At 70.1% G+C, this 12,761-nt stretch carries 12 protein-coding genes; 3 read left to right on the top strand and 9 right to left on the bottom strand.

The annotated features are described in order from the left end of the window. Positions 1-1,173, bottom strand: a complete 1,173-nt coding sequence (locus BFN33_RS20400; RefSeq protein WP_069761506.1) for an acyl-CoA dehydrogenase family protein — start codon at positions 1,171-1,173, stop codon at positions 1-3. Between the two features lie 360 nt (positions 1,174-1,533). On the opposite strand from BFN33_RS20400, the gene BFN33_RS20395 reads away from it, so the two are divergent. Beyond that, a complete protein-coding gene (locus tag BFN33_RS20395; RefSeq protein ID WP_069761505.1) occupies positions 1,534-2,766 on the top strand; it encodes a glycoside hydrolase family 18 protein in 1,233 nt (410 codons plus the stop codon). An 86-nt stretch (positions 2,767-2,852) separates the two neighbouring features. On the opposite strand, the gene BFN33_RS20390 is transcribed toward BFN33_RS20395, so the two are convergent. The 3 genes from BFN33_RS20390 to BFN33_RS20385 all read right to left on the bottom strand — a co-directional run bounded on the left by BFN33_RS20390 (position 2,853) and on the right by BFN33_RS20385 (position 5,220). After that, complete coding sequence (locus BFN33_RS20390) at positions 2,853-3,512, bottom strand: TetR/AcrR family transcriptional regulator (protein ID WP_079140896.1); 660 nt, start codon at positions 3,510-3,512, stop codon at positions 2,853-2,855. A 65-nt stretch (positions 3,513-3,577) separates the two neighbouring features. Next, entirely contained in the window at positions 3,578-3,718 is a 141-nt protein-coding gene (locus BFN33_RS51960; protein WP_107487989.1) for an SCO1431 family membrane protein, read from the bottom strand. 140 nt (positions 3,719-3,858) lie between these two features. Then, positions 3,859-5,220, bottom strand: a complete 1,362-nt coding sequence (locus tag BFN33_RS20385) for a peptidase C39 family protein (RefSeq protein WP_069761883.1) — start codon at positions 5,218-5,220, stop codon at positions 3,859-3,861. A gap of 234 nt (positions 5,221-5,454) precedes the next feature. Here BFN33_RS20385 and BFN33_RS20380 point away from each other — a divergent pair, with 234 nt between their 5' ends. Continuing rightward, positions 5,455-6,075, top strand: coding sequence for a uridine kinase (locus BFN33_RS20380; protein ID WP_069761503.1), 621 nt, complete (start codon positions 5,455-5,457; stop codon positions 6,073-6,075). A gap of 432 nt (positions 6,076-6,507) precedes the next feature. Continuing rightward, positions 6,508-8,370, top strand: a complete 1,863-nt coding sequence (locus tag BFN33_RS20375) for an AAA family ATPase (protein ID WP_069761502.1) — start codon at positions 6,508-6,510, stop codon at positions 8,368-8,370. A gap of 146 nt (positions 8,371-8,516) precedes the next feature. On the opposite strand, the gene BFN33_RS20370 is transcribed toward BFN33_RS20375, so the two are convergent. The 5 genes from BFN33_RS20370 to BFN33_RS20350 form a co-directional block, all read right to left on the bottom strand. Beyond that, the gene (locus BFN33_RS20370; protein ID WP_069761501.1) at positions 8,517-9,593 is read right to left on the bottom strand and encodes a hemolysin family protein; all 1,077 of its coding nucleotides are present in this window, start codon (positions 9,591-9,593) and stop codon (positions 8,517-8,519) included. After that, positions 9,590-10,924, bottom strand: a complete 1,335-nt coding sequence (locus BFN33_RS20365; RefSeq protein WP_069761500.1) for a hemolysin family protein — start codon at positions 10,922-10,924, stop codon at positions 9,590-9,592. Before BFN33_RS20365 ends, BFN33_RS20370 begins: the two co-directional genes overlap by 4 nt. 180 nt (positions 10,925-11,104) lie before the next feature. Further along, positions 11,105-11,563: a PH domain-containing protein gene (locus tag BFN33_RS20360; RefSeq protein ID WP_069761499.1), complete on the bottom strand. Its 459-nt coding sequence runs from the start codon at positions 11,561-11,563 to the stop codon at positions 11,105-11,107. Positions 11,564-11,577: 14 nt separating this feature from the next. Next, positions 11,578-12,435 (bottom strand): ATP phosphoribosyltransferase, encoded by an 858-nt coding sequence (hisG, locus tag BFN33_RS20355; protein ID WP_069761498.1) that lies wholly within the window; start codon positions 12,433-12,435, stop codon positions 11,578-11,580. Between the two features lie 44 nt (positions 12,436-12,479). Beyond that, entirely contained in the window at positions 12,480-12,752 is a 273-nt protein-coding gene (locus tag BFN33_RS20350; protein WP_020117406.1) for a phosphoribosyl-ATP diphosphatase, read from the bottom strand. Positions 12,753-12,761: the final 9 nt, after the last annotated feature.

Here is a 12,761-nt window from a genome sequence, read left to right as displayed (position 1 = left end):
TCAGCGGGTCTCCGGACCCGCTAGGTGACGGGCGATGACCATCCGCTGGATCTGGTTGGTGCCCTCGACGATCTGCAGGACCTTGGCCTCGCGCATGTACCGCTCCGCCGGGAAGTCCGCGGTGTAGCCATAGCCGCCGAGGACCTGGACGGCGTCGATGGTGACCTTCATCGCGGTGTCGGTGCAGTGCAGCTTGGCCATGGCCGCCTGTTTTGCGAAGGGCCGTCCGGCGTCGCGCAGCCGTGCCGCCGCGAGGTACAGCGCCCGGCCCGCCTCGATCTGGGTCGCCATGTCGGCGAGCATGAAGCGCAGCCCCTGGAAGTCGGCGATCGGCCGCCCGAACTGCAGCCGCCCGGTGGCATAGCCCACGGCCTCGTCGAGGGCCGCCTGAGCCACGCCGATCGCGCAGGCCGCGATGCCGAGCCGCCCCGAGTCGAGCGCGGACAGGGCGATCGCGAAGCCCTGCCCCGCGTCGCCGATGCGCCGCCCGTCCGGGACCCGCACACCGTCGAAGTGGACCTGGGCGGTGGGCGAGCCCTTCATGCCCATCTTCTTCTCCGGCGCCGCGGCGCTCACGCCCTCCGCGTCGGCGGGCACCAGGAATGCGGTGATCCCGCGCGGCCCCTCCTCACCGGTGCGCGCCATGACGGTGTAGAAGTCGGCGACGCCGCCGTGCGTGATCCAGGCCTTGGTGCCGGTGATCACCCAGTCGTCGCCGTCCCGTACCGCTCTGGTGCGCAGTGAGGCCGCGTCCGAGCCGGACGAGGGCTCGGAGAGGCAGTAGGCGCCGAGCAGCCCGCCGCCCAGCATCGCGGGCAGGTGCTCGACCTGCTGTTCCTTGGTGCCGTAGGTGGCGAGCGCGTAGGAGGAGAGGGTGTGCACGCTGACGCCGAGGCCGACGGTGAGGCGGGCGGCGGCGAGCTCCTCGAGGACCTGGAGGTAGACCTCGTACGGCTGGTCGGCGCCGCCGTGTTCGGAGGCGTAGGGCAGACCGAGCAGGCCGGTCCGGGAGAGCAGGGTGAAGACCTCTCGCGGGAAGTGCCCGGCGCCTTCCTCCTCGGCCGCGTTCGGGGCGATCTCGTGCTGCGCGATGTCGCGGACGAGCGAGATCAGATCCCGGGCCTCGTCCGTGGGCAGTTGCCGGTCCACCGGCTGCGGGGCGCGGTCGGGCATGGCGACGCTCTCCTCCCTGTAGGGCGCTGACGGACGCACGCCGTGGGGTGGGGCGGCGCCGCCGGTCTCACTGGACTCCGGTCGCTGCTCGCGTCTCCCGGGTCACGGAAGCTGCTGACCAGCGGCTGCGTCCTGTGAGTATGCCCGATCGGAGACACCCGGTCACTGGTTAACGACCGCTCACTTCAAGATAGCCCAGGGCGCCGACAGTCGGCGAGGAATCGACTCGGGATTGGTCCGAACCATTGACGCGGTGGTCTAGTCCTCCTACTGTTCCGGCAACGCTTTCCGCGTTCATGCCAATCGGCCGCGTCCATGCCGATCGGCTGGCGTTCCCCTCTCCCCCACGAGGAGACACCGATGCACTTTCCCCACCGCGCCCGTTTCCGGGCGCTGATCTCCGCCGCGTGTTGCGCGGTCCTCGGCGCGGGCCTGCTGGCGGGCGCGAGCAGCGCCACCGCCGCCGCACCCCAGGCGAGCCCGAAGGCCGCCGGCTCCAAGGTCGTCGGCTACTTCACCGAATGGGGCACCTACGACCGGAAGTACTTCGTCAAGAACATCGAGACCTCCGGCTCGGCGGCGAAGCTGACCCACATCAACTACGCCTTCGGCAACGTCACCGGGGGCAAGTGCGCGATGGGCGATGCCTACGCGGCGACCGACCGGACGTACACCGCAGCCGAGTCCGTGGACGGCGTGGCCGACACCTGGGACCAGCCGCTGCGGGGCAACTTCAACCAGTTGCGCGAACTGAAGAAGAAGCACCCCGGCCTCAAGGTCCTCTGGTCGTTCGGCGGTTGGACCTGGTCGAGCGGCTTCGGCGAGGCCGCCCGCAACCCGGCCGCGTTCGCGCAGTCCTGCTACGACCTGGTCGAGAACTCCAAGTGGGCCGACGTCTTCGACGGCATCGACATCGACTGGGAGTACCCGAACGCCTGCGGCAACACCTGTGACACCAGCGGCAAGGAGGCGTTCAAGAACCTCATGTCGGCGCTGCGTTCGAAGTTCGGAAGCAGCTCGCTGGTCACCGCCGCGATCACCGCGGACGCCACGGCCGGCGGCAAGATCGACGCGGCGGACTACGCGGGCGCGGCACAGTACGTGAACTGGTACAACCCGATGACGTACGACTACTTCGGCGCCTGGGACGCGTCAGGACCGACGGCCCCGCACTCCCCGCTGAACTCCTACTCCGGCATCCCGAGGGCGGGTTACTACACCTCGGCCACCATCGCCAAGCTCAAGGGGCTCGGCATCCCGGCCTCGAAGCTGCTGCTCGGGATCGGCTTCTACGGCCGCGGGTGGACCGGCGTGACCCAGTCGGCGCCGGGCGGCACCGCGACGGGCCCGGCGGCGGGCACCTACGAACAGGGCATCGACGACTACAAGGTGCTGAAGTCGAAGTGCCCGGCGACGGGAACGGTGGGCGGCACGGCGTACGCCAAGTGCGGGAACAACTGGTGGAGTTACGACACCCCCGCGACCATCGCGACGAAGATGACGTACAAGAACCAGCAGGGCCTGGGCGGCACGTTCTTCTGGGAGCTGAGCGGGGACACCTCGGGCGGAGAGCTGATCAGGGCGATCAACTAGCCGGACCCTAGAGGGACTTGGGGCGGGGGACCACGAGCCTCCGCCCCAACCGGTCGGCCGTCAGCCGTCATGGCGGACGGTCGGCCTCAGCCGTCGCGGCGGGCCGGTGCCGGAGCCGGGTGGGTCGGGTCCATCTCCTCGATGGCACGCATCGAGGCGCCGAGCGTCTTCACCAGGAGGTCGCGCATGGTGTCGCGGGAGAGCTGGGGCGGGCCGTCGATCCAGTCGAGGGTGGCACCCTCGACACTGCACACCCAGGCGAGCAGGCCCATGCGGGCCAGCGGAGAGATGTCGGTACGGCCGTACGCCCCGTCGGCGATGGTCGCGACGATCGCGTCGCGCACCCCGTCCCGGATGGCGTGTACCTCGGTGTCGAAACCGACACCGCCGCTGACGATGGTGCGGTAGGCCGCCTGGTTGTGCTCGGCGTAGCGCAGATAGCTGTCCAGAGTGCGCTGGACGCGGTCCACCTGCCCCATTTCGAGGCCGCTCGCCGCGTAGGTGACCAGGTCGGCCACGGAGTCCTGGATGATCGCCAGGTAGTAGCCCCGCTTGGACTGGAAGTAGTAGTAGATCAGCCCCTTGGCGACATGCGCCTGGCGGGCGATGTCATCCATGGAGAGCGCGTCGTAGGACGTGTCCGCGAACAACTTGCGCCCGATGGTGATGAGTTCGGCGCGGCGAGCCACCGAGCGCTCGGTGCCGCGCGCCCGCGGCCGGGCTTCACGCTGATCACTGATATTCAAGTTTCGACCCTGGTCTCGGGCTGGCGGCGGGACATCCGCAGTATGTCAGTCAACTACGGATCAGGTCACAGCAGACCGAGCTGCGTGACCAGCATCGCGATCACCGCGACGAGGGCCCAGCCCGCGACATGTTCGAGGAGCTTCGGACCGTCGTCCTGGGGGCCACCGGTGCGGGCACGGGCGGCTGTGGCTGAGTGTGCGGTCATGGCGTCTCGCTGATCTCGGGTGTACTGGCCGGAATCCCCCGCCGATTCGTCCACCTTGCCACTCCCGGTCGCTTTTGCGGCCGAGACCTTGGTCACAGCGAACGGCCCCCGGCAGACACCGGGGGCCGTACCGGGTCGACTCAGCGCACACCCACCGCCGCGAGCGCCTTGCGCTGGCGCGCGGTCGGACGGGCGGGGAAGTACAGATAACAGACGCCTCCGGTGCCGGAGACGACCTTGCCACTGGCGTTGTACCGCTTGGTGCGCAGCCAGATGTTCTCCCACTCGCGCCGCTTGTAGACGCGCCGCACCGCCGTGTCGCCGGGCGAGGCCGGGTCGTTGGCGATCACATCGCCCTCGACGGTGAAGCCGATGACGGTCATCAGATGGCCGGAGGTGCCGTAACCCGCCCCCGTGAGCTCCTCCTTGAGGAACGACTGGGACGTTATGGCCGGGATACCGGCCGCGATCAGCGTCTCCAGGTCGGTGAGCGAGCCGAGCCGGGTCACCACGCCCTGCAGGTCCTTGAAGGTGGCCGCGTAGGCCGCGTTGAACGGCCAGTTGCCGCAGCCCGCGTACTGGTAGTCGTAGGTGTACCGGGCCGCGTGGCAGACCTGCGGGTCCGTGTACGACGGGTCGACCCAGGCCAGTTGCTCCCCGGTGAGCCGGCCGCCCCAGTACTCGATGATCATCTGCGAGGAGGTGGGGCTGCACCAGGCCTCGCCGCCGTTGTCGTACTCCGGGTACTGACCCGCGTGGATCTCCTGCGAGTAGCGCGGGACGATCAGCTCATGGGCGAGGCCGGGTGCGGAGGCCGGGACCGTGAAGCGGTCGGGGACGTCCGAGCCCATCGCGCCCAGCCGCCAGACGGTCGGCGTGGTCTTCGTGCCGGGCTTGCGGTACAGGGTCAGCCGCAGCCGGTACGACGCCAGGCGCAGCCCCGTCGACGGGTCGTCGATGGCGAAGGTGTCCGTCCAGATCGTGCTCTTGTCGTCGGTCTGGTCGTCGACCGAGGTGCGCTTGATGTCACCGTCGCCGGCCGCCCAGCGCCCCATCACGTACCAGGGGGTCGCCGTGTCGTCGGAGTACGTCCCCTGGAGCTCGATCTGGATCCAGGTGCCGGCCGGGGTGCGGGCGTTCCAGGAGGCGATCACCTCGGTCGAGGGCACGGCGAGCTCGTGGACCGGGGAGGTCCAGGTCGCGTACTCCCAGGTGGCGGTGGTCCCGGTGTGCGGGTCGGTGTACTCGGTGGTGCCCGCGGGGGCGCCCATCACGACGCCGGGGCGGCTGCCGGCGACGACACGGGTGCCCTTCGCGGTGCCACTGCGCCAGTCGCTGTACGTGGTCCAGGCGTGGTTGTCGACCAGGCGGGCGGCGGTCTCGTCGGGTGCCGCGTCGGCCGCGCTGCCGGCGGCGGCCGCGGGGCCCGCGCTGCCGGCCACCGCGGCGGCGACCGCGACGGCCAGAACGGTTCTGCGGGACGGCTGTTCGGCTCTGCTCATGGGTGGGAAGACCCCCAGGGTGTCCGAGTCGGGGCGGGTCCAATGCACGGTTGTGCGCCAACTATGGATGAGGCGGCATGCTCCTGCCAGCACTTCGGCCCATGCCACGCCCACGAATATTGGTCTCGTCCACTGGCATGACCTGGGAAGCTGCGCTTCCGCCGCCGGGGGCGGGCCGTCACTAGACTGGCCGCGGCCACCCGTCCGTCCCTTCGCCCGTCCCCAGGAACCGTCATCCACGACCTCGCCTCCCGGCTCCTTCGACTGCCTCCGTCCTGTGGTCCGGTCCGTCTGATCGGCGTCGACGGGCATGCCGGCTCCGGTAAGTCCACGTTCGCCGGACATCTGGCCGACGCCCTCGGCGGCGCGCCGGTGCTGCGCCTCGACGACATCGCCAGTCACGACGAACTGTTCGACTGGACCGGGCGGCTGCTGAGTGAGGTGATCACCCCGCTCGGCCGCGGCGAGACCGCGCACTACGCCGTCTACGACTGGCACGCCCGCCGCTTCGGGCCGCCCCGCGCCCTGCCGCCCGGGCCGGTCATCCTTCTGGAGGGGGTCGGCGCGGGCCGCCGCGCGCTGCGGCCGCACCTGGCGCGGCTGCTGTGGATGGAGCTGTCCCGCGAGGAGTCCTGGGCACGCGGGCGCTCCCGGGACGGGGCGGAGCTGCGGGAGTTCTGGGACGGATGGGTCGTGGCGGAACAGCGGCATTTCGCCGAAGACCCCTCCCGGCCCTTCGCCGACCTACTGGTACGGCAGTGTCAGAAGGGGTACACGATCGCCAGTGGGCCTGCGGGGACCATTGGACCGGACCGCGGGATCACACACGGTGACGACCCATCGGCGATGTGTTGAACCTGTGAAGGACCCTCCGCCAGGAACTTGCCTGAGTCGCCCAACTCCGCTTGACCGAGGGGCCGTACAGGTCTTACGTTCTGAATGTGCGGCCGTTCGAGGTCGCCCGCAGTCGCGAAGCCCCCGGTTGTTCCCCCGTGATCGGGGGCTTCGTTCTGCCCTCACACGGATTTCCGGACGCCGTGAGGCGCCGTTCGCTCACCCTCGGTAACCATCCGTGGTGCGCCTCATCTGCTCCCACCTCGTCAAACGGCCTGTGCGGCACCCTACGGCGGGCGACACCACCGCAGGTACGATGCCCTCGGTGCGACCTTCGGACGACTGCTCTGCGCACCGTCGCAACTGCGGTCCGCGGCACAGTGGTTGACGAAGGCGGCCACCGGGCGTCGGCCCGGTGGTGAAGCCACGGGGGCACGGTTTGTGGGGGACGTGATGGATTTCGGCACGCAGGGCCCCGAGGCCCCGGCCGACCTCGCCTGGCTGCGAGGTGTGGACGCCTACACGATGGGCGCCTATCCGCAGGCCGAGGAGGAGTTCCGGGCCGCGGTGCGCATCGATCCCGGGATGGCCGACGGCTGGCTCGGACTGCACGCGCTGCGCGTCGACACGACGACCGCGCTGCTGCGGATGTTCCGGCACCGCGAGCGTTTCGGCGAACAGCGCGCCCGGCACCGGCGCACCCTCAACTCCTGGTACTGGCTGGGCTGGTGGGTCCAACCGGTGCTGGAGAGCCCGCGTGACCTGCTCCTCGCGCACGCCTCGCACTGGCTGGACGGCCGCCATGTCCCCGAACTGGACCGGGCCCTCGCGGGCCTGCCCCCGGTGGACACCGACCACCAGGTCCGTTTCCTGCACGCCTGCCGTGCCTATCTCGTCAAGGACTGGGAGCAGCTGGTCCGGCACACCGACCCGCTGATCGACGACGCCATGCTCGGCATCGAGGCCGGGCTGTTCGGCGGCATGGCCCGGGTCCGTCTGGAAATGTACGGCCAGGCCGAACCGCTGCTCTCGGCGGCCCTGATGCGCTGCCGCAGCGAACAGCCCCAGCGCAAGGAACTGCGGTACTGGCTGGCCCGGGCGCACGAGGGCACCGGCCGGTCCGCCGCCGCCCTCCCCCTGTACCGGGCCGTGCACCGCGTGGACCCCGCCTTCATGGACACCTCGGCCCGGCTCGCCGCGATCGCCGAGGGCGACGGGTACGACGACTCCGCCGACCTCGCGGCGATCACGCTCACCGGGTTCGGGCAGGACATGCTGGAGGGGCCCGATGGGATGGATCCGCTGTTCGGCATCGAGGGTCGGGAGCTGAAGCTCTCCGATCCCGAGCCGCCGACCGGTCCCCTGCCCTCGATGACCGATCCGGCCGGACGCGAGAGGTCCGGCCCGCCCGTGGGGCCGCTGCCCGCCGGGCCCACCGATCCCGTCTTACTGGAGGAGGCGCTCACCGAGCTCGAGCGCATGGTGGGACTCGAACCGGTGAAGCGCCAGGTCAAAGCGCTCTCCGCCCAGTTGAACATGGCCCGGCTGCGCACCGGGCAGGGCCTGCCGGTCCAGCCGCCCAAGCGTCACTTCGTCTTCTCCGGCCCCTCCGGCACCGGCAAGACCACGGTGGCCCGCATCCTGGGCCGCGTCTTCTACGCCCTCGGACTGCTCGGCGGTGACCATCTCGTCGAGGCGCAGCGGGCGGATCTGGTCGGGGAGTACCTCGGCCAGACGGCCGTGAAGGCCAACGAACTCATCGACTCGGCCCTCGGCGGGGTGCTCTTCGTCGACGAGGCGTACTCGCTCTCCAACTCCGGTTACGGCAAGGGGGACGCGTACGGCGACGAGGCGCTCCAGGTGCTGCTGAAGAGGGCCGAGGACAACCGGGACCACCTGGTCGTGATCCTGGCGGGCTACCCGGAGGGCATGGACCGTCTGCTGGCCGCGAACCCCGGACTGTCGTCCCGCTTCACGACCCGCGTCGACTTCCCGTCGTACCGCCCGCTCGAACTCACCTCCATCGGCGAGGTGCTGGCGGCGGAGAACGGCGACATCTGGGACGAGGAGGCGCTGGACGAGCTGCGCTCCATCGCCGGGCACGTGGTGGACCAGGGGTGGATCGACGAACTGGGCAACGGGCGGTTCCTGCGCACGCTGTACGAGAAGAGCTGCGCGTATCGGGATCTCCGGTTGTCGACGTATCCGGGGATGCTGAGCCGGGACGACTTGTCGACGTTGCGGTTGCCGGACCTGATGCAGGCGTACGGGGAGGTCCTGTCGGGGCGGGGGCCGCAGGATCCGTCGGCGATGTAGTTCGTTGACCGCGGGCCGGTGGGGGCTTGTCGCGCAGTTCCCCGCGCCCCTAAAAGCAGTGGGTACAGCTAGGCATGCATGGCCTGCACCCACCCAGGGGCGCGGGGAACTGCGCGCCCAGCCCCCACCGGCCCGCAGCCGAACAACTACGACGCCAACGCCTCCTCGCTGCTACGGGGCTCGGTGACCCGGACCTCCGGCAGCTCCCGGTGCGCAGGGTCCCGTACCTCACCGACCAGCAGTTCCAGTACGTCCTCCAGGGCCACCAGACCCAGCACCTTCCCGGACCCGTCCGCCACCTGGGCCAAGTGCGTGGCCGCGCGCCGCATCACCGTGAGGGCGTCATCCAGCGGCAGGTCGGAGCGGAGCTTCGTCATCGGCCGCCAGATCTGCTGGGGCACCGCCCGCTGCGAGTCCTCCAGATCCAGTACGTCCTTCACATGCAGGTACCCCATGAACGCGCCGTTCTCCGCGGCGATGGGGAAGCGCGAGTACCCGGTACGGCCGGTGAGCTCGATGATCTGGCCCGGGGTCACCGAGGGACGCACCGTCACCAGGGACTCGTGCCGCAGCAGGACGTCCGTCACCGGGCGCGAGCCCAGTTCCAGCGCGTCCTCGAGGCGTTCCTGTTCCTCGGGGTCCAGCAGGCCCGCCTGGCCGGAGTCCTCGACCAGCCGGTTCAGCTGTTCGCTCGTGAAGACGGCCTCGACCTCGTCCTTGGGCTCGACGTGGAAGAGCCGCAGGATGGCCCGGGCGCAGGCGCCGAGGGAGATGGTGATCGGCCTGCAGAGGCGGGCGAAGTAGACCAGGCCGGGGCTGAGCCACAGCGCGACCTTCTCCGGGGCCGCCATCGCGAGGTTCTTCGGGACCATCTCGCCGATGACGAGGTGGAAGAAGACCACCGCGGCCAGGGCGATGACGTATCCCAGCGGGTGGATCATGCCGTGCGGCAGGTGTATCCACTCGAAGACCGGCTCCAGCAGGTGCGCGACCGTCGGTTCGGCGACCGCGCCGAGCGTCAGTGAGCACACCGTGATGCCGAACTGGGCCGCCGCCATCATCTGCGGGAGCCGCTCCAGGCCGTACAGCACCTGTCGGGCCCGCGCCGTGCCGAGCGGTTCGATCTGGCTGCGGCGCACGGAGACGAGGGCGAACTCGGCGCCGACGAAGAACCCGTTGGCGAGCACGAGAAGCGCCGCGAAGAGGAGTTGGAGCACGCTCATCGGGCGGCCTCCATGACGTTGACCGTGGGGACCAGACGGACCAGGCGGACCCGCTCGGCGCGGTAGTGCCCGACCTGGCGCACGGTGAGCCGCCAGCCGGGCAGCTCGGCCCGGTCGCCGACGGCGGGGATGCGGCCGAGCAGGTCGGCGACCAGCCCGGCGACGGTCTCGTACGGCCCCTCGGGCACGTCGAGACCTATGCGCTGGAGGATGTCGACCCGGCAGCTGCCGTCCGCGTCCCAGGTGAGGCGGCCGTCCTCCGGCGGGGCGGCGGCGAGTTCGGGGACGTCCTGTCCGTCGTGCTCGTCGCGGACCTCGCCGACGATCTCCTCGACGATGTCCTCCAGGGTGACCACGCCGGCCGTGCCGCCGTACTCGTCGACGACGACGGCGATGGGCTGCTCACTGCGCAACTGGGCGAGCAGGGGCTGGACCGGGAGTGTCTCGGGCACCAGCAGCGCCGGGCGGGCGATGCGGGAGACGGGGGTGCGCAGCCGGTCCTGGACGGGGACCGCCAACGCGTCCTTGAGGTGGGCCATGCCGACGATCTCGTCGATCTTCTCGCGGTAGACCGGGAAGCGGGACAGCCCGGTGGCGCGGGTGAGGTTGACGACGTCCTCGGCGGTGGCCGAGACCTGGAGCGAGCTGACCTTCACGCGCGGGGTCATGACGTGCTGGGCGGTCAGCTCGGCGAGCGACAGGGTGCGGACGAAGAGGTCCGCGGTGTCCTGTTCCAGGGTGCCGGCCTGCGCCGAGTGCCGGGCCAGGGAGACCAGCTCGCCGGGGGTGCGGGCGGAGGCCAGTTCATCGGCGGGCTCGATGCCGAGCGCGCGGACGAGGCGGTTGGCGACCGCGTTCAGGGCGGCGATCACCGGCCGGAACAGCCGGGCGAAGGCGTGCTGCGGGCCGGCGACGAAGCGGGCGACCTGCATCGGCTTGGACACCGCCCAGTTCTTGGGCACGAGTTCGCCGATCACCATCTGCACGGCGGAGGCCAGCAGCATGCCGACGACGACGGCCACGCCGGAGACCGCGCCCTCGGGGACGCCGACGGCCGTGAACGGGCCGTGCAGCAGTTCCGCGAGCGCCGGTTCGGCGAGCATGCCGACGACGAGGGAGGTGATGGTGATGCCGAGCTGGGTGCCGGAGAGCTGGAAGGACAGCTCCTTGAGCGAGTCGGCGACCCGACGGGCCCGCCGGTCGCCTTCCGCGGCGGCCCTTTCGGCATCCGTGGCCTCGACGGTGACGAGGCCGAACTCGGCCGCCACGAAGAAGCCGTTGGCGAGGATCAGCAGGAACGCCGCTCCGAGGAGCAGCAAGGGGATGGTCATGCCGCCGCCTCGATATGCCGGGAGGGGGCGGCGCAGGTACTACAGGACGATCCGTCCATCGCTGGAGGGAGTCACTCCTCGGGTAGCAGGAACAACGAGAGGCGGAGGCGCAAGGAAAAACGCCTCCGCCAACAGATTAATCAAGACATGGCCGACTGCGGCAGGGTGGAAGCCCCTGAGTCAGCCCTGATCTTCGTCGGGGCGGGCTGTGGAGCGGGCCTCGGCGAGCGCGCGCAGCGTCTTCGCGTCGGCGATGGCCTGCTGCTTCGCGATACCCGGCTGGATACCGAGGGCGGGCAGGCTGGTGCCGTCGCTGAGGTTGAGAAACACCCACGGATCGCCCGGTCGGAGGTTCACCTGGATGATCTCGGCCCATTCCAGATGCCGCCGGCCGGCGATGTTCTGGACGGTGACACCGGACTCGTCGGCGACGACCTTCACCCTGGCCAGCAGGAACAGCACACCGGCGAGCAGGGCCGCGGTGAAGATGAAGCTCAGGCGCTCGCCGGGTCCCAGTTGCTCGAGCAGCAGCGCGATCACCGTGATCGTCACGAAGATGGCGACGCCCGCGGTGAGCAGCACCGCGCGCGTGCGGCTCGGCCGGAACGTGACGGGAAGGGTGGGCGGTTCGGAGGACATCTGCGGTGCGCCCCTCAGAGACGGCAGGCGTGGATGGCCGTCGTCAGGATGGCCCGCGCGCCGATGTCGTACAGGTCGTCCATGATCCGCTGCGCCTCCTTGGCGGGGACCATCGCGCGGACGGCGACCCAGCCCTCGTTGTGCAGCGGGGAGACGGTCGGGGACTCGAGGCCCGGGGTGAGCGCGACGGCCTTCTCGAGCTGCTCGACCCGGCAGTCGTAGTCCATCATCACGTACGTCCGGGCCACGAGGACGCCCTGGAGGCGGCGCAGGAACTGCTGGACCTTCGACTCGGAGGCCTCCTCGCCGTCGGCGCCGGTGCGGCGGATGACGACGGCCTCGGACTTCATGATGGGCTCGCCGAAGACCTCCAGGCCCGCGTTGCGCAGGCTGGTGCCGGTCTCGACGACATCGGCGATGACCTCGGCGACCCCGAGCTCGATGGCGGTCTCGACGGCGCCGTCGAGGTGGACGACGGAGGCGTCGATGCCGTGGTCGGCGAGGTGCCCCGCGACGATCCCCTCGTACGAGGTGGCGACCGTCTTGCCCTTCAGGTCCTCGACGCCGTTCGCCTCACCGGGCTTGGACGCGAAGCGGAACGTGGAGCGGGCGAAGCCGAGCGGGAGGATCTCCTCGGCGTCGGCTCCGGAGTCGATCAGCAGGTCGCGGCCGGTGATGCCGATGTCGAGCTGGCCGGAGGAGACGTAGATCGCGATGTCCCGGGGGCGGAGGTAGAAGAACTCCACGTCGTTGACCGGGTCGACGATCCGCAGTTCCTTGGACTCGCGGCGCTGCTGGTAGCCGGCCTCATGCAGCATGTCCGCCGCAGGTCCTGACAGGGAACCCTTGTTGGGGACGGCGATGCGCAGCATGAGGTCGGCTTCCTTTGCTCTCAGAGTTTGGTTCGGCAGGTGGCTTACAGGTGGGCGTAGACGTCGTCGAGGGAGATCCCGCGCGCGACCATCATCACCTGGACGTGGTACAGCAGCTGCGAGATCTCCTCGGCGGCCGCCTCCTTGCCCTCGTACTCGGCGGCCATCCACACCTCGGCGGCCTCTTCGACGACCTTCTTGCCGATGGCATGGACGCCCTTGCCGACCAGCTCTGCGGTGCGGGAAGTGGCGGGATCGCCGTTGGCGGCCTTGTGCTGGAGCTCGGTGAAGAGCTCCTCGAACGTCTTATTGGACATGGTGGCGCC

Origin of the sequence: Streptomyces sp. LUP47B (assembly GCF_001746295.1) — a bacterium.
Taxonomy (GTDB): domain Bacteria; phylum Actinomycetota; class Actinomycetes; order Streptomycetales; family Streptomycetaceae; genus Streptomyces.
Note: the sequence above shows the minus strand (reverse complement) of the source record. Positions and strands in the feature narration are given on the sequence as shown.